This is a genomic window from Daejeonella sp., assembly GCF_037719425.1.
Lineage (GTDB): Bacteria > Bacteroidota > Bacteroidia > Sphingobacteriales > Sphingobacteriaceae > Daejeonella.
Window position 1 is genome coordinate 1 of the sequence record NZ_JBBJNI010000022.1, and the last position, 17,369, is coordinate 17,369.

Below are 17,369 nucleotides of genomic sequence, written 5' to 3' on the forward strand. Positions count from 1 at the left end.
ACCGCAACCGGGCAGGGTGTTAATGATATGAAGGGTGGAAATGTAGTTATGATTGGTGCGTTAAAGGCTCTCGCTGAATTAGGTTTGCTTAAAAACACACAGATCATCGCTTATTTTACTGGTGATGAGGAGCGGGGCGGTATTCCGCATTATGTTGCCAGGAAAGATTTTATTGAACGTGCAAAAACTACGGATATAGCTTTGGGCTTTGAAGGTGCACAGGGCTTAAATACTGTTGCTGTTGCCCGTCGGGGAATCGGAGGATGGGTGCTCAACGTAGAGGCTAAAACCGGGCATTCTGCAGGTATTTTCAGCGATGGAGCCGGCTATGGTGCAATATATGAAGCCTCAAGGATTGTGAACGAGTTTCGTACACAACTTGCAAGCGAACAATATCTAACTTTCAACCCTGGTTTAATGAGCGGAGGCTCGGAGATAAAAGTTGATCAGGCTGCCGCAAAGGTTGAGGCTGTTGGTAAAACTAATATTATTTCGCCGGCGGCGTATGTAGCTGGGGACCTTCGATTTATGTCAGAAGCTCAGCGTGACAGGGCAAGGGAAAAGATGCGTGCAATCGTAAGTCAGGTACTTAACGGGACTAAATCTAGTATTTCGTTTTCAGATGGCCTTCCGGCGATGGAACCCACCGAAGGTAATTATAGTCTTGTAAGATTTCTGGATGGTGTTTCAAAAGATTTGGGCATTGGCCCTACTAAAGCGGGAGATCCTGGTTCCAGAGGTGCAGGGGATATTTCTGATATCGCCAAATATGTTGATTCACTCGATGGTATGGGAGCTTCTGGCGGAGGAGCTCACAAACCCGGAGAAACCATCAACCTGAAAGAATTCCCTTATCTTATTCAAAGAGCTGCAATAATGATCTATCGCCTTACCAGAAAGAATGCTGCAGTGAAATAGTAAAATTGAGCTGTTAAAACAATTCGACTGGAATTTGGTACTTTTATAGTAATGATCAACATTAAAGTCTTTGTCTGTAATCCATATCAGGAAAATACCTACCTGTTGTATGATGACAGTATGGAATGTGTGATTATCGATCCGGGAATGTATGACGGCGACGAGCAAAATAACGTCCTTAAATTCATCGCAGAAAAAAAGCTAAAACCCGTAATGCTTTTAAATACCCATTGCCATATTGATCATGTGTTAGGCAACAAGTTTATTTATGACACATATGGTTTGCTTCCTCAGTTTCATGAGGGAGAGCAGCCAGTTTTGAATGCGGTTGTTTCGTATGCACCTCAAATGGGCATCCGATATGAAGTTTCACCTTTGCCGGAAACCTATCTGCCTGAAACAGGGACCATAAGTTTTGGTGAGAGTGAACTTGAGATATTATTTTGCCCGGGCCACTCTCCGGCACATTTATGTTTTCATAATAAGGAATATAAAATCCTGATCGGAGGAGATGTTTTATTCTACCAAAGTATTGGTCGTACAGATCTTCCGGGCGGCAACCATAGTCAGCTCATCAACAATATACGGGAGAAGATATTCGCCCTTGCCGATGACTGCCGCGTGTATCCCGGCCATGGACAATCCACAATGATTGGCTATGAAAAGCAATTTAATCCTTTTCTAACTTAAGGGATTAAGATCTTCATAAAAATTGAATACATCCTATTACATAGCTAAGCGATACCTTTTTTCGAAAAAATCGGTGAATGCGATTAACTTCATCTCCGGCATCTCCATGCTGGGTGTTTTTGTTGGAAGTGCGGCGCTTATTATCATTCTTTCTGTATTTAACGGCTTTGAAAACATAGTACTTTCAATGTACAACACCTTCAGCCCGGAGCTTAGGATCGAGCCCGCGGAAGGCAAAGCTTTTGAACCCACCGATACACGGTTCTTGACAATCAAGAACGACAACCGGATTGTAAACTATACTGAAGTGCTGCAGGAAAAAGCACTTATCAGATACGGCAAAAGTCAATCAATCGCTTTGGTAAAAGGCGTAAGCGAAGATTACATGAATGGCCAGGTAAGCCTGGATTCAGCTATCTCCAGCGGAAGCTTCATTCTGAGAGAAAAAGGGGAAAATCTTGCTGTGATCGGTTCTGCCATACAAAACTATCTATCGGTTAATCTAAATGATGATTTCAGACACCTTGACATTTACTCTCCGCGAAAGAATGCAGCAAATTCGATAAATCCAGCGGACGAATTCAATGTGATGTCAATTCATCCCTCGGGCGTATTTTCAGTGCAGCAGGAATTTGATAACATGATGATTGTGCCAATTGGATTCGCTCGCGAGTTATTGGGTGAAGAAAGCAAGGTGTCCTTGATTGAAATTAATACGAAAAATGATATTTTAGTCAGTGAATTTCAGGAAGAGATCTCAGAAATCCTGGGTAAGGATTTTCTTGTCAAGAACAGAAGTCAGCAAAATGAGCTTCTCTACAAGATCCTAAACTCTGAAAAATGGGCTATTTTCATGATCCTTACTTTCGTACTAATCATTGCTGTTTTTAATATCATCGGGTCTTTGACGATGCTGGTTATTGATAAGAAAAAGGATATTGCAATTTTAAGCAGTTTGGGAGCTGATAATGGACTAATTCGCGGGATCTTTTTTATTGAAGGAATGATGATCTCGATGGTAGGATGCGTACTGGGAATGGCTGCCGGCCTGATATTCTGTCTCTTTCAGCAGCATTTTGGATTTATCAAAATGGCAGGTGCCAGCCTAATAATTGACTCGTATCCGGTAGGCATAAAGTGGACTGACTTTATCCTTGTTTTCGGAACTGTGTTACTTGTATCGCTCATCGCTTCGGGGATTTCATCCACGCTGAGTGTTAAAAATACGGGAAGCCTGCGTGAAGAGTTATAGTTTTCAGCGCTGTTCAATATTTTAGTACGCTTTATAAATATGCACTTTTAGACAGGTAATTTTTGACATAATCCTCCACACCTTCTTCCAGTGTATGAAAGTCCGTTGGATAGCCCAGAGATTTCAACTTACCCATCGTCGCCTCTGTAAAATACTGATACTTTTCGCGGATATCTTCCGGGGTTGGAACAAAGGAAATGTTCACCGGCTCGCCCAACGCCTTAAATGTGTTTGTTGCCAGGTCAAGAAAAGTTCTGGCCGTTCCCGACCCCAGGTTATAAATGCCTGAATCTTTACGATGGTGCATCAGGAAATACAAGACATCAATTACATCCTTAACATATACGAAGTCACGCATTTGTTCGCCATCCTTAAAATCCGGATTGTGCGATTTAAAAAGCTTCATTTCTCCGGTCTTCCGGATCTGATTGTATGTGTGAAATATCACAGAAGCCATACGGCCTTTATGATATTCGTTGGGGCCGTAAACATTGAAGAATTTTAAGCCGGCCCAGAAATATGGCTTTTTTTTCTGAGCTAAAGCCCATTTATCAAAATCATTCTTAGAATCTCCATAAGGATTTAAGGGATGCAGCAGGGAGATTTTGGATTCATCGTCATCGTAGCCGTGTTCGCCAAGGCCGTAGGTTGCGGCGGAAGACGCATATACCAGAGGCAACCCGAACTCAACACAGATATTCCAAATGTTTTTTGTGTAATCGAGATTTAACCGGTCGAAGAGATCAGTATCAGATTCGGTGGTGTCTGTACGGGCGCCAATATGAAACACGAATTGAACAAGCAGTTGATTATCTTTAAGCCATTCCGGAAAAACATCACGGTTAACTTGTTTTGAAAAGCGCTTGCCCTCGAAATTTTTATTCTTTTCCGCTTTGGAGAAATCATCAACTAACACAAGATCATAAAATCCTTCATCGTTTAGTTTTTGAACCAAACAACTTCCTATAAATCCAGCTGCACCAGTAATAATGATCATTTTCTATGATTTGAATTTAATTATAAAAATAGGTTTTGCGTAGTGTCAGGGATGATCCCTTTCTTTAAAGCTTCTCCAAAAAATATATTCACCGCTCTCCGCCCTTCTTCTCCAAGATCAACAGAATATTTGTTGACGTATAACTCTATGTGTTTATACATCACTTCAGTACTCATCTCCTGGGCATGCGAGCGTATGAACTCTAAGCCTGACAGCGGATTTTTAATGGCGAACATCACACTCCGCTGAATAATCCGATTTACTTTTTGCTTGATATCTTCAGGAAGATTGCGCCTGATCATTATACCCCCGAGGGGGATAGGGCATGAAGTAAGTTTTTCCCAATATTCACCGAGATCTATGACTTTCAAAAGTCCTTTGTCTTCATAAGTAAAGCGGTTCTCATGAATGATCACGCCCAGGTCAATACGATTGTTTAGCAATGCAGGTTCAATGTCTGAGAACTTCATTTCGACCTTGTTCTCAGCTTCAGGAAATGCCAGGTTCAAAAGAAAATTTGCTGTTGTGTACTCACCTGGTATTCCTACTTTAAGATTACCTATACGGGATGCGAGGCTTTCAATGCCTTCCTGTAATATAGATGGATCGTTACAAATAAGTAATGGGCCGACGCCAAAGCCGAGCGCGCTGCCCGAATGCAATAAAACGTAATTCTTCGTAAGGTATGCGTAGGCGTGATAACTCAGTTTTGTGATATCGAGATCGGCTTTAAAAGCCTTTTGATTAAGTGTTTCAACATCCTCATAGAAAACTTCGAAGCTCAGCCCTTCGGTATCTACCTTCTGATGGATCATCGCATCAAAAATAAATGTGTCGTTCGGACACGGAGAGAATCCCAGGCTCAGCTTCATCCTTCTAATAGATTAATGATCGTATCGTTCAGGTTTTTTATAGCGAGGCCGATTTCCCATTTTTCACGATTACGCCGCTCAACATAATTTGAGATCGCACGGATTTGTATACAAGGTACTTCAGACTGATTGCACGCATAAAAAAAGGCAGCACCTTCCATGCTCTCAATCTGCGGATTAAAACGAGCGATAGCCTTTGCGATGGATAACTCATGGCCATGAACCTTATTTACTGTAATGGCGCTGACTTCTTTGAGCTGTGCAGTTGCGAAACCAGGATTTGGACGATAAGATTGTGAAGTAATTCCCAAACCCAGATTATCGAACGACAGAAAGTCGTCACCATCTTCCGCTCCCAGCTCTGCGAACGTATCCTCTTTAACCAAACAGACATCGCCGAGGTTTAGGTCAAAATCAAAGCTGCCGGCAATACCTAGATTTATTGCCAGATCGTATGAAGAATCCGCTAAGTGCCTGCCTAGCGAAAAGGCTGTAGGAACCATGCCTGCTCCGGTAAGAAGGGTCTTTACCGAATGCTTACCGATTAACTTTTCTTCGTAGCCATTCTCTATCGGGAAGGCCGACAGAAGGGGTTGTATCTCGGGTAGAGTAGCAGCAACAAGCAATAGCTTCATTGAGCAAAGTTAAGCAAATCGCTTAATTTGTACTTAAGGCAAGTTTTACTTTAAGTATATTTGCATTTTAATTATTGAACATGATTTATATTACCCGGCGAGAGAGATTTAATGCAGCACATAAGCTGTTCCGTGAGGAGTGGAGTGACGAAAAAAATTTAGAAACCTTTGGTAAATGCTCAAACCCTAATTGGCATGGGCACAACTACGAATTATTCGTTACCGTAAAAGGAGAAATTAATCCTGAAACAGGATTTGTAGTTGACTTGAAAGAACTGAAGGCGATAATTACAGCGTATGTGACCAGTGAACTAGATCACAAGAATCTTAACCTTGACGTAGATTTTATGAAGGGAAAGCTGGCCTCTACAGAAATACTTGCTGTAACTATATTCGACCGGCTTAAGCCATATATCGAAGAACAGGGTGCCCAATTACATAGTGTAAAACTTTTTGAGACAGAAAACAATTCGGTAGAGTACTTTGGAGCATAAGCATAGAACGCATGGATCGAAAACAAGATATCAACGAAGAACAGATCGACGGATACGTTAAAATTGACCGGTATGATCAGACAAAAATTGATCGTATTGCATCTCATTATGAAGCTATTCTAGCTGATCTCGGAGAAGATCCATCCCGTGAAGGGCTAGTAAAAACCCCTGAGCGGGTTGCAAAGGCGCTTCAGTACTTAACCCATGGGTACGATTCTAAGCCGGCTGAGATTCTCCGTTCCGCTATGTTTAAGGAAGACTATAGCCAGATGGTCGTAGTTAAAGATATTGAAGTGTTCTCAATGTGTGAGCATCATATGCTTCCATTCTTTGGTAAGGCACATATTGCTTATATCCCCAACGGGTATATTGTTGGTTTAAGCAAGCTTCCGCGTGTAGTAGATTCTTTCGCCCGTCGTCTGCAGGTTCAGGAGCGACTTACCAATGAGATCCGTGATTGTATTCAGGAAACGTTGAAACCAGCAGGTGTTGCTGTCGTTATTGAATGTAAGCACTTGTGTATGTCCATGAGAGGAGTTCAAAAGCAAAATTCGGTAACAACTACATCTGCTTTCACTGGTGAATTCGCTAATGAAACCACGCGTAGTGAGTTTCTGAAGCTTATTACCTCTAATCTCAGCTAAGTATTAAATCTATTATATGAAGTCATATTTGTTCCCGGGACAGGGAGCCCAGTTTGTAGGAATGGGAAAGGATCTTTACGACCATTCAGAAAGAGCAAGGAATTTATTTGAAAAAGCGAATGAAATTTTGAATTTCCGGATCACGGATATCATGTTTAGTGGAACTGAAGAGGATCTGAAGCAAACTAAGGTTACCCAGCCGGCGATATTTCTTCACTCAGTGATTCTTGCAAAAGAGCTTGGAAACGATTTTCAACCCGAAATGGTTGCCGGACATTCACTAGGTGAATTTTCAGCACTCGTAGCTGCTGATGCGATAACCTTTGAAGATGGTTTGCGGCTGGTGAACGCGAGGGCAAACGCAATGCAGAAGGCATGTGAAATAAGACCCTCGACTATGGCGGCTATCCTGGGCCTGGATGATTTCACTGTGGAGGATATTTGCCAGAGAGTAAGTGATATCGTGGTTCCCGCGAATTATAATTGCCCCGGACAGCTTGTAATATCCGGAACAATAGAGGGAGTTGACAAAGCTTGTGAACTTTTAACCACGGCGGGAGCAAAACGTGCATTGAAACTAAATGTTGGCGGAGCATTTCATTCACCGCTTATGGAAGCAGCCCGAGTAGAGCTTCAGGCTGCTATTGAAGCTACTGATATTAATGAGCCGATTTGCCCTGTCTACCAAAATATTGATGCTAAGCCTTACAAGGACGTATCAAGCATTAAACATAATCTTATCGCGCAACTAACAGGCGCAGTACGCTGGACACAAACAATCGAAAAGATGTTAGAACATGGCGCAACCTCCTTTACCGAAGTAGGTCCAGGGAGCGTTTTGCAGGGTCTTGTCAAAAAAGTGAACCGAGCCGTTGAAACTAGCAGCGCTTCCCTGAATTAGACGGCGGTGATATCCGAAAGGGCACAATCTTTGTGCATTTTTGACTTTTTATAGTTTACCTAAACGATTGTCTTTGAGCGGAAATTTCAAGATTCGGTTACTCTTACTCATGCTGGCCATTGGCTTTGCATGTACAGCTTTAACAATCGACCTCACTATAGATAAGCTTGAGGTCCTCCATCTTGATGGACAGAAGATCGAGCGCCGTCTTCACAGAAAAGAAGTATTCGTAAAGGAATTTGTAAACAATCGGGCGAACCTTGACTCCCTCCAGAATGTCGCTAAGAATGAAGTTTGGGCACAGCACGTAATCAAGGAATTAAGCGAGAAAAGAAATATTTACGTACAAACTTTTGAGGCAGGTAAGCTTAACTTTTGGAGTGGAATTAAGATAATACTCGAGACTGACACGCTACTGAAAGAAGGGTCAACTTTTATTCCCTGGGAAAATGGTTACTATGAGGCTATAAAAAAGTCAGAGGGCAAATTTTCGGTGATATGCTATATCCCGGTGATGGCAAAGTATCCATACCAAAATGAATATCTTAAAAATGAATTTGCAAGGGAGCTTATCTCTTCCGACAATCTGGATATTGCAGGGCTGATTGATAAGGATGTATTTAATATCCGGAATGTGGAGGGTAAATATCTTTTTTCGGTTAAGCTTAGGCCAAGCGTAAAAAACACCTTTTATACATCGCTGGAGTTGTGGATGTGGATATTGTCAACCCTTTTCTTGTTTATCTTCGTAACGCATCTCTGCACAGGCATTGCTAATAGGGGGCAGGTGCGCACTGCTACATTATTGCTCGCTGTTTTTATCCTTTCTTTCCGCCTAATGGATCTGGAATTTAGATGGTTTGCCAATCACTTTGACATCGAGATCTTTAATCCAAAACATTACGCGTCCAATTATTTTTTTCCTTCACTTGGTGAGTTCTTCTTAAATGTATTTTCTTTCACGTGGCTACTGACCTTTATACACTCCTATCGCTTCCAGATTCTCAAAACAGAAAAGCCTCTCGGAAAACTTTTGAGCTGTACAATTTTTGTTCTCATTGGCTTTATTGTTTGTGCTCTAGCCTCTGCAACAAATGACCTGTTTTACGGGCTTGTAACTAATTCAAACATCAGCTTCGATGTGACAAACGTGATGAATTCTAACTGGCTGAGTTGGCTTGGGATTCTTATTTTTTGCTTCTCTATACTGAATCTCTATCTCATAATCGATTCCGCAATTGCGATCTCTGACTCACTATCGCTAAATAATAAGGAACGACTGTTTATGTTTATGGGTGGCCTGTTTGTGGTCTTTATTGATCGCGTTTTCTTCTCCAATTTTAATATCTTCTTTTTCCTTTTTGCAATGATACTGCTCATCTCGGGATGGGCATATTATCGGTATAATGGTAAGTTTAATCCCGGGGCATTCGTGATTTGTTTGCTCATATTCGCAGTGATTGGATCATTAAAGCTATCGCGATTTCAGTTCCTGAAAGAACGCGAAAGCCGAAAGCTTTTGGCCGCAAAATTGGAATCATCAGGAGATCCTAATGCTGTACTTCTCTTTTTTAATATCGAGAAGGAAATCCTGCAAGACAAGTTCGTCATAGACTATTTCAACAATCCACTCGCCAGCCAGGGTGCTTTAAATAACCGCCTTCTTAAATTGTACATGGCTGGGTATTTATCCAGGTATGATTTTGCGGCTTACGAATATGATGAACGAGATATGTTCTTCAAGGGTGAGAGCGGCGTCGCTTTATCGAGTTTTAAAAATCTTGTCCTGAAAGGCTCTGTTAAAGTATCCGACTATTTTTATAGAAAGAATAATACCTTCGGATTTCAGCATTATTTTGCGTTGCTGCCTGTTAGGGATAGTATAAATGTTTTAGGTACACTCGTTCTGGAGCTGACTTCAAAGCGCCACGATCAAATGGGTGCATTTCCAGAACTTCTTGTTGATGGGAAGATCAAAGAAGATGTGCAGCTTAAGGATTATTCTTATGCCTACTACAACGAGGGGCTTCTTTTAAATCAACACGGCAAATATGTATATAATCTTCAGAGCTCTGATTTTAAGGGCAAAGTAAAGGACTTTGTCTTCGTCAACGATGTTGATGACGGGAAGAGGTATAATCATTTGATTTATCAGGCGAATCAGCGGAAGCTTATTGTAATAAGTAAAGAAGTAAATAACCTGTTAACCCAGTTGGCTTCCGCCTCTTTTATATTTTTAGTGCTCTTGTTTTTCGCGATGCTGGTTTACCTCCTTCAGTGGTTGTGGTATAGTGTCCAGAATTATCATATCAGTTTCAGAAATTTCCGATGGAACTATCTGATTACAACAAACAGGATGCTATATAAAACGAGGATCCAGTTTTCTATGGTTTCTGCGGTGGTGATCACGTTACTTATCACAGGTCTGATCACTTACTATAACATTAGCCAGCAATACCGGCAGCAACAGGAAGAAACTGTTTTAGATAAGATCACAAAAATTTCCGCAGGGTTTAATAAGCAGCTTATTGACAATGATATCCTCGCAGGAAATGAGCAGGCGGAAGTAGCTTTTAATACTTATGCAGATGTGAATGGTGCCGATCTTAACCTTTTCGACCTGGAAGGAAAACTTATTCATTCGACGCAGCCGAAGATATATGAGAATGGTTTAATTGCCAGAAAAATGAACTCCCTGTCATATTTATATTTAAATCGACTTCAAAAATCCGAATATATAAATACGGAGCAGATAGGCGACCTCTCATTTCTTGCAGCCTATGTTCCATTAAGAAACAGTAAAAATGAGCCGATAGCATATTTGGGCTTGCCATATTTTTCCAATGAAAAAGACTATGAAGACCGGGTCGGAATATTTTTAAACGCGCTTTTAAATGTTTATGCGCTTGTATTTGTGGCAATAGGTTTCTTCGCTGTATTTGTAGCGAATCGTATAACCACTCCGCTTACCATGATTCAGAAAAGCTTAAGTGAAACCAAGATTGGCCGCAAGAACGAAGCGATTCTATGGAAAAGGAATGATGAGATCGGGAATCTGATAAAAGAATATAACACGATGATTGCTGCACTTGAAGATAGTGCACAGAAACTGGCGAGATCTGAGCGTGAGAACGCTTGGAGAGAAATGGCAAAGCAGGTGGCTCATGAAATTAAGAATCCTTTAACACCACTTAAATTAGGAGTTCAGTTGCTGGATAGATCATGGAAAGAAAAGGACCCTAATTTTGATGCAAAATTCGAAAAATTCAGCAAGTCATTTATCGAACAGATCGACAGCCTTTCGCACATCGCTTCCGAATTTTCAAACTTTGCGAAGATGCCGGAGGTCGTATTAGACAACGTAGACTTAAAAGAAGTGCTCACCCAGTCTGTGGAGTTGTATATACAGTCCGAACATACCACAGTAAAGTTCGAGGATAACTGCGAACGGGAGGTATTAATCAGAGCTGATAGGGACCAGCTTTTGCGGTGCTTTAACAACCTTATAAAAAATGCGGTTGAAGCCCGACAAGCTAATGTTAATAGCGTTGTTGATGTTGCCATGTATTGCGAGGAAAGTCAAGTCCTCGTGGAGATCCGTGACAATGGTTCAGGGATTCCTGAAGCATTGGGGCAAAGTATATTTACGCCCAACTTCACGACTAAAAGTTCAGGGACAGGTCTTGGCCTCGCTTTTGTTAAACAGGCAATCGAAAATATTGACGGCAGTATAAGCTTTAATACTTTCCCGGGAAAGGGTACCACCTTCTTTATTAGAATTCCAATGGTGAACAGCTAGCAATAGACTTTAAAATTCTATTGTTTTAGTCAAGGCCTGGTGATAGTAGATCCGGATCTACATATCCCTCATTAGGATCTGTAATTTTACTTAGGTTATATCTAATACTGCTTCCCACTTTATTGCCTTTCAGGAGGCCCTTTTCATAAAGAGTGAAAAGATATTGTTTGATGAACTTGATAGTAACTTCCTTAATACCTGGCTCGAATTCACGTACTTTCTCAAATACCTCGTCACCGTTAGCCTCTCCAAGGCTTGCTAAGGCAAATATCGCACGATTTTCGAGCGTATCACTGAGAACGTATGAAGCGGGAATCTGTATCGGTTTGAATTCTTCTCTGAAAGCCTGATCTGATAAGGTCATATTGAAATGGTTTACTCAGCTATAATACAATTGGGAATAACCTATAGTTTTATCGGTTTGACGGAATAAATTCCGGCCGGGTAATCATACTGGTTACCGCAATTTTTTCACTGTTCGCCAAATTTCCGGTTACACTTCTTCAGTGTTATAAAGAACGATTTGTGCCTTAAAGCTTGGGTTCAGTGGTGGGAAAGAAGGGGCCTCTTATGGATTTATTTAATGTGCTACAATTCAAACTTTTATAGCTGTAATTCAAAATTACTTGCAAAAAGTCTATTTATAACCTATGAAGTATATTTTTTAACGTTGGCCGGATTAGTCCTTTTTACGTTTGAAGCCGATCTCTGGACGTGGCTTATCCTCTTTTTCGATGAACTTACTTAAATAGGCAAACAGCAGTTCAATTTTCTGGTCATGCTTCATTAGGTGTTTTTCAACCTGCTCAACCCGCAGGGACACATCTTTATGTGCAAGCAGCATTTCACGGATTCGGGTATAGATCCGCATGATCTGGATATTGACCAGGATAGCCCGTTCGCTGTTCAGTACGCCTGATAGCATCAATACCCCGTGTTCTGTAAAAACATTCGGAAGCTTCCTTCTGCCTCCCCATCTTGAAGTCACAATTTGTGACTTCAAGTTTGCAAACTCTTCTTCTGTCAGCTTGAACATAAAGTCTTCCGGGAACCGGATACTATTACGGGATACAGCCTGGTTCAATACCTTGGTTTCTACTCCGTACAATTCTGCAAGATCCTCATCCAGCATCACTTTCTGATCCCGGATAACATAGATCTTATTCATCACAACCTCGTCCGGGATGGCCACTGACTTTGTTTGCTTGCTCATTAGTACAAATATATTTTATTCTATCACTTCAAGGGCCGGTATTTATTTAACGCGCCTTTCAGATCTTCCAGGTTGTTGGTTTGATAATGCTCGGTACCGCTGATATAACGATGACCCGCCATATAGTGAACCGTCCGAACATCCTTTTCTTTCAGCTATTCGGTGATCTCGGAATTTACTTTATAATTGAAAATCAGAATGTTATGGGAATACCAACAAATCTGTAACACTACCCTTTTGCCCATTAAACACAACAAAGCCCAGCTCAATTTGGCCAGGCTTAATTTATAATACGTGTGTTGCTTATGCGATTTTAAAAAATACTGGTTTTACAGAATTGTTCTCAATAGAGAAACTCATTGGTCTGCTAATAAAATACGCGCTGCAAACTCGCCCTAGCTCACAAACCTACATGCTCGGACTAGCTGGGCTTTGTCGTTTATTCTAATTATTCTATTAAGCATCATTAATAGCATAATAATGCAGCCGGGCTCTACTTTTTGCCGGACAGAGTCCTCGCTTATTATCGATGATTTAACAGCGCTTCGCTAAACTTAAACCAAGGGGGGCAATCAACGATATTCGTCAAACTTCAAATCATGAGGCTTATCTCAATGTAAGTGTCCCTTTACCCATTGTATAACCATCAGCGTAAAGCACGGCTGTGTAAGTACCTTTCTGAAATTTACCCGGGTTTGCCCAATCTATAGAGTATACTTTTCCATCATTGGCAAATTCGATGGCCGTTTTATAAGTGTATTGGAGCTCCTCGTCATCCGCAGCAAATAGTCCTCCGGAATTTGAGATTATGAGGTTACCACTCGGATCAATAATCCTGATATAAATATCATGAAGACCTTTTTCAGCGATTGAATTATTTACAGCAGAAAAGTTGATCCTTATCTTCTCGGCAGTACTTGCCCGGGTAACGCCGTTCTCTTTGCCATTGTTTCTGATTTCAAAAGCACCTACAGATACATTCCCAGTTTTCAACGCAGCAGCAGCCTGAACTTTTGTATTTAGTTCCTGATTTTGACGCTCAAGATCACTTGCTTTGGAGCTAACTGAATCCACGGCGGTTTTCAGGACGTCCCGTTCGCTGGTGAGAGTGACATTCTGCTTTCTAAGAACATCTATATCGGCAGTATATTTAGTGACGAAGTAGCGTAATTGTTTGATATCCTCCTGAGCTTTTTCTAATTGCCCCTTAGTTAGCTGGCCTTTCCTCAATGATGTTCGTAATTCCTGGATCTTCTCTCTTGCTAAAGATTGTTCGCTTTGCATTTGCTCGGAGAGCTTGACATTATTGCTCGAAGCATTATCAAGCTCCGCTTCAATCTTATCAATTTCAGTCTGCATTACTGTCTTTTCATCACTTATTGTAACAATACGGTTATCAGCTTTCTTGTCCTTGAAGAAAAGGTAGGCATTGGTTCCGAGCAGTGCTAATATTACTACGACTAAGAAATATATTTTATTTGAGTCTTTACGGATAGGTTGTTCCTGGTTTTGGTTCTCCATGTTCAATCGTCTGTTTTTTAATTAAATGTCCATGTAAAATCGGTACTCTTTAAACTTTCATGTGGGCAAATTTATTGTCCGGATGAACACGAAGTTAACATTCCTGAGTTGATTCGCATTATTTGAACCCGGTAAATTTGGACAAGATGCTGGAATTTATTTTTGCAAACTGTGAACAGGCTGTATAAATTCAGAAAAACCCTGATACCAATATTTAGATTAATTATCTTTGTTAATTAATCCAGGGCAATTTTATGATTCAAAAGCCGATTTTTCTTCTGTTCCTTCTGTCTAGTTTTTCATTACCTGTTTGTTCTCAAACAAGCCCGGTAAAGAGGCATGAAAAATATGCTCCAAAGCGTGAGTTCAGAGGCGCCTGGGTTGCTACAGTTGCTAATATTGACTGGCCTTCTAAGCCAGGATTGAGTACAGATATTCAAAAAGACGAGTTGATCAGGATTCTTGATGATCATAAAAAGACAGGAATCAATGCAATCATGTTCCAGATCCGGCCAGCAGCAGACGCATTTTATGGAAAAGGCAGAGAGATGTGGAGCCGCTATTTGAACGGGGTACAAGGTAAAGCACCGGCACCATATTATGATCCGCTTGAATTTGCAATAACTGAGTCGCATAAAAGAGGAATGGAACTCCATGCCTGGTTTAATCCTTATAGAGCCACTTTGAACCTGGTGGATTCCCATACCAGCCCAAACCATATTACAAAGCAAAAACCCCAGTGGTTCTTCACTTACGGAGGTAAAAAGCTATTCAATCCCGGTCTGCCGGAAGTTCGCGAGTATATCGTTCAGGTTGTTCTGGATGTGGTGAGGAACTATGATATTGACGGAGTACATTTCGATGATTATTTCTATCCATATCCCGAAGATAATCAGGTTATACGTGATAGTGAGGCTTACTATAAATACGGTTCAAAATTCAAGAATGTGGCAGACTGGCGCAGGCATAACGTCGATACGCTGATCAACGTATTGTCCGACAGTATTCATGCTGCTAAAAAATATGTCAAGTTTGGAATTAGCCCATTTGGGATTTGGCGGAATCTTAGCCAGGATCCTGAAGGCTCTGAAAGCAATGGATTTGATGGATATGGAAAGCTTTATGCAGATGCCCGGAAATGGGTCCGGGAAGGTTGGTTGGACTATATAAATCCGCAAATATATTTCCCGTTTGGTTACAAGGTCGCCCCGTACGATAAGCTTTTGGACTGGTGGACTGCGAATTCTTTTGGGAAGCACGTTTATATTGGCCAGGGGGTCTATCGGTCAATGGAAAACCGTCAGGGATGGAGCGATCGCAGGCAAATTCCTGATCAAATCCGATATTTGAGAAGTAATCCAAGGGCTCAGGGGAGCGTTTTCTTCAGCTCCAAATCCATAACCAATAATATGGCGGGCGTTAAGGATTCTTTGCGCAATAACTTTTATCGTTATCCGGCGCTGCAACCTGTGATGTTATGGCTGGATGTAGTTTCTCCAAATCCGCCTTACGAACTCACGGCGAAAGCAATTGCAAGGGGTGTACAGTTAAACTGGAAGCAGGGTACAGTATCCGAAGATGGTGAAAAAGCTTACGGTTATGTGGTGTATAGGATTCAAAAAGGTCAGACTTTAGATATTGAAAATCCAGCACATATTGTAAATATCAGCTTTAATGCTGCTCAGACCTCGTTTACAGATGCTAGTGTTAGTGTTAACAACAGCTACGTTTACGTTGTAACTACGATAGACCGGCTTAAAAATGAAAGTGCGGTATCAAAGACAGCAGAAGCTAGAGTTATGCAATAGCTTTTGTCGGTTGTTTTAGATTTATTTGTGACAAAATCGTATTTAAACTGGGAATGGCAATTCACCAGATTCTGCTAAACAGAATCATCCAAAAGACTCAGCAAAATTGCTGGTCTCACAATGATATTTTTCAACTGCCTTTATTCTGTGACAAAGAAGCATATAAATAGGGTTTATTTTATTACAAATAAATTGTAAATTTGCCCTTATTCTGTTACATTTAGTGCAGTTTTTGCTATTATGGCCTTTAAAAGGAGTATTGAAGATTATCTTAATCGCTGGAAATTAAGCACCGCTCGTAAGCCGCTTATCATAAGAGGCGCACGTCAGGTTGGCAAAACCACATTGATACGGGATTTTGCCAAAACGTATGCACATGCTATTGTGCTCAACCTGGAGAAACCAGCAGACCGCCGTTACTTTGACGACTTTGATGATGTTCAAACCATTTTTGAAGCTTTATTTTTAGCACATAATATTTCTTCATCTGCTGTCACAAATACTCTTTTATTCATCGATGAAATACAGGAGAGTCCGAAGGCCATCCAGCTATTGCGCTATTTTTATGAAGAAATACCCGTACTTCATGTCATCAGCGCAGGCTCATTATTGGAGTTTGCCATGCAAAAAGTGCATAGCTTCCCGGTAGGCCGTGTGGAATTCTTATATCTCCATCCGCTGAATTTTCAGGAATACCTGGAAGCCACCGGAAAGCAAGGATTGCTAAAACAATTACAGCAGGTTCCGGTAAAAGCTTTTGCACATCAAACATTGATGGATGCCTTTCATCGCTATGCGATTATCGGAGGTATGCCCGAAGTAATAAAAACAGACGTGGAGAAACATAGCCTTTCAGATTTACGGACTATTTATGAAAGCATCTGGGGCACTTATAAAAATGACGTAGAAAAGTACACATCCAACGAAACAGAAAGGAAAATCATTAAACATTTAATGGATACTGCACCGCTGTACCTGGACGAACGTGTAAAGTTTCAAGGCTTTGGAAATTCAACCTATCGGTCAAGAGAGGTAGGAGAAGCATTCAGAACCCTTGACGAAGCGAAGATCGTGCGTTTGATTTACCCAACCACAGACCTGCTCCCGCCATTAAAAGCTGATTTAAAGAAAGCGCCACGTTTGCAGTTTCTCGATACAGGTCTGGTCAATTATTCTTTAGGCATTCAAGCCGAAATGCTGGCAATGGATGATTTGAACAGTGCTTACAAAGGGGCGGTTATACCTCATTTGGTTACACAGGAACTAATCTCCGTCCAAAGTATTTCAGCACACACACCGAATTTTTGGGTGAGAGAAAAAGCCCAGTCCAATGCAGAAGTAGATTTGCTATACGCTCATGGTAAGTTGGTTATTCCTATAGAGATAAAATCAGGCAGTACAGGGAGTTTAAAATCACTCCATCAATTCATCGAAGCTGCAGATCATCCCTACGCCATTCGGATGTATGCAGGTGCCTTCAAGGTAGAGCAAGCTATCACTCCTAATAAAAAACCTTATTTGTTGATGAATCTTCCTTATTATGCCGGCACAGCACTACTCCAATATATTGAATGGTTTTTGCAACAGAATCTTGAGATAGAAATTTCGGACTAACTTTGAGTTAA

The 17,369-nt window shown here is 41.1% G+C and carries 15 protein-coding genes; 9 read left to right on the top strand and 6 right to left on the bottom strand.

The annotated features are described in order from the left end of the window. From WKF69_RS04780 to WKF69_RS04790, 3 genes are all read left to right on the top strand, one after another. Positions 1-918: M20/M25/M40 family metallo-hydrolase (locus tag WKF69_RS04780; protein WP_340379946.1), on the top strand; the 918-nt coding region annotated here is incomplete at its 5' end. 51 nt (positions 919-969) lie between these two features. Beyond that, a complete protein-coding gene (locus tag WKF69_RS04785) occupies positions 970-1,608 on the top strand; it encodes an MBL fold metallo-hydrolase (protein ID WP_340379948.1) in 639 nt (212 codons plus the stop codon). Positions 1,609-1,630: 22 nt separating this feature from the next. Further along, complete coding sequence (locus tag WKF69_RS04790; RefSeq protein WP_340379950.1) at positions 1,631-2,860, top strand: FtsX-like permease family protein; 1,230 nt, start codon at positions 1,631-1,633, stop codon at positions 2,858-2,860. A gap of 31 nt (positions 2,861-2,891) precedes the next feature. Here the strand turns inward: WKF69_RS04790 and rfaD are convergent, their stop codons facing one another. The 3 genes from rfaD to mqnB are packed head-to-tail and all read right to left on the bottom strand — an operon-like array spanning position 2,892 to position 5,364. Further along, a complete protein-coding gene (rfaD, locus tag WKF69_RS04795) occupies positions 2,892-3,857 on the bottom strand; it encodes an ADP-glyceromanno-heptose 6-epimerase (RefSeq protein ID WP_340379952.1) in 966 nt (321 codons plus the stop codon). A gap of 20 nt (positions 3,858-3,877) precedes the next feature. Next, complete coding sequence (locus WKF69_RS04800; protein ID WP_340379954.1) at positions 3,878-4,729, bottom strand: 1,4-dihydroxy-6-naphthoate synthase; 852 nt, start codon at positions 4,727-4,729, stop codon at positions 3,878-3,880. Next, complete coding sequence (mqnB, locus tag WKF69_RS04805; RefSeq protein ID WP_340379956.1) at positions 4,726-5,364, bottom strand: futalosine hydrolase; 639 nt, start codon at positions 5,362-5,364, stop codon at positions 4,726-4,728. Before mqnB ends, WKF69_RS04800 begins: the two co-directional genes overlap by 4 nt. An 80-nt stretch (positions 5,365-5,444) precedes the next feature. Between mqnB and WKF69_RS04810 the strand changes: the two genes are divergently transcribed. From WKF69_RS04810 to WKF69_RS04825, 4 genes are all read left to right on the top strand, one after another. Continuing rightward, positions 5,445-5,858, top strand: a complete 414-nt coding sequence (locus WKF69_RS04810) for a 6-carboxytetrahydropterin synthase (protein WP_340379958.1) — start codon at positions 5,445-5,447, stop codon at positions 5,856-5,858. An 11-nt stretch (positions 5,859-5,869) separates the two neighbouring features. Further along, positions 5,870-6,502 carry a GTP cyclohydrolase I FolE gene (gene folE / locus WKF69_RS04815; RefSeq protein ID WP_340379960.1) on the top strand — a complete coding sequence of 211 codons (633 nt, stop codon included), beginning with the start codon at positions 5,870-5,872 and terminating at the stop codon, positions 6,500-6,502. A 16-nt stretch (positions 6,503-6,518) separates the two neighbouring features. Further along, entirely contained in the window at positions 6,519-7,403 is an 885-nt protein-coding gene (fabD, locus tag WKF69_RS04820; protein ID WP_340379963.1) for an ACP S-malonyltransferase, read from the top strand. A 73-nt stretch (positions 7,404-7,476) separates the two neighbouring features. After that, positions 7,477-11,202 (top strand): ATP-binding protein, encoded by a 3,726-nt coding sequence (locus WKF69_RS04825; protein ID WP_340379965.1) that lies wholly within the window; start codon positions 7,477-7,479, stop codon positions 11,200-11,202. A 25-nt stretch (positions 11,203-11,227) separates the two neighbouring features. Here the strand turns inward: WKF69_RS04825 and WKF69_RS04830 are convergent, their stop codons facing one another. The 3 genes from WKF69_RS04830 to WKF69_RS04840 form a co-directional block, all read right to left on the bottom strand. Further along, on the bottom strand, positions 11,228-11,566 hold the full coding sequence (locus tag WKF69_RS04830; RefSeq protein WP_340379967.1) for a hypothetical protein: 339 nt from the start codon (positions 11,564-11,566) through the stop codon (positions 11,228-11,230). 315 nt (positions 11,567-11,881) lie between these two features. Continuing rightward, entirely contained in the window at positions 11,882-12,415 is a 534-nt protein-coding gene (locus WKF69_RS04835) for an ORF6N domain-containing protein (RefSeq protein WP_340379969.1), read from the bottom strand. Between the two features lie 606 nt (positions 12,416-13,021). Continuing rightward, the gene (locus WKF69_RS04840) at positions 13,022-13,936 is read right to left on the bottom strand and encodes a hypothetical protein (protein ID WP_340379971.1); all 915 of its coding nucleotides are present in this window, start codon (positions 13,934-13,936) and stop codon (positions 13,022-13,024) included. Between the two features lie 254 nt (positions 13,937-14,190). Between WKF69_RS04840 and WKF69_RS04845 the strand changes: the two genes are divergently transcribed. Beyond that, a complete protein-coding gene (locus WKF69_RS04845; protein WP_340379973.1) occupies positions 14,191-15,744 on the top strand; it encodes a family 10 glycosylhydrolase in 1,554 nt (517 codons plus the stop codon). 240 nt (positions 15,745-15,984) lie between these two features. After that, positions 15,985-17,358 (top strand): AAA family ATPase, encoded by a 1,374-nt coding sequence (locus WKF69_RS04850; RefSeq protein WP_340379975.1) that lies wholly within the window; start codon positions 15,985-15,987, stop codon positions 17,356-17,358. Positions 17,359-17,369 lie beyond the last annotated feature (11 nt).

Bases quoted from the DNA above. Each gene is read 5' to 3' on its own strand.
- WKF69_RS04850 (WP_340379975.1), top strand. From the start codon at position 15,985: ATGGCCTTTAAAAGGAGTATTGAAGATTATCTTAATCGCTGGAAATTA.
- WKF69_RS04845 (WP_340379973.1), top strand. From the start codon at position 14,191: ATGATTCAAAAGCCGATTTTTCTTCTGTTCCTTCTGTCTAGTTTTTCA.
- WKF69_RS04830 (WP_340379967.1), bottom strand. From the start codon at position 11,566: ATGACCTTATCAGATCAGGCTTTCAGAGAAGAATTCAAACCGATACAG.
- WKF69_RS04840 (WP_340379971.1), bottom strand. From the start codon at position 13,936: ATGGAGAACCAAAACCAGGAACAACCTATCCGTAAAGACTCAAATAAA.
- WKF69_RS04800 (WP_340379954.1), bottom strand. From the start codon at position 4,729: ATGAAGCTGAGCCTGGGATTCTCTCCGTGTCCGAACGACACATTTATT.
- rfaD (WP_340379952.1), bottom strand. From the start codon at position 3,857: ATGATCATTATTACTGGTGCAGCTGGATTTATAGGAAGTTGTTTGGTT.
- folE (WP_340379960.1), top strand. From the start codon at position 5,870: ATGGATCGAAAACAAGATATCAACGAAGAACAGATCGACGGATACGTT.
- WKF69_RS04810 (WP_340379958.1), top strand. From the start codon at position 5,445: ATGATTTATATTACCCGGCGAGAGAGATTTAATGCAGCACATAAGCTG.
- WKF69_RS04835 (WP_340379969.1), bottom strand. From the start codon at position 12,415: ATGAGCAAGCAAACAAAGTCAGTGGCCATCCCGGACGAGGTTGTGATG.
- mqnB (WP_340379956.1), bottom strand. From the start codon at position 5,364: ATGAAGCTATTGCTTGTTGCTGCTACTCTACCCGAGATACAACCCCTT.
- fabD (WP_340379963.1), top strand. From the start codon at position 6,519: ATGAAGTCATATTTGTTCCCGGGACAGGGAGCCCAGTTTGTAGGAATG.
- WKF69_RS04785 (WP_340379948.1), top strand. From the start codon at position 970: ATGATCAACATTAAAGTCTTTGTCTGTAATCCATATCAGGAAAATACC.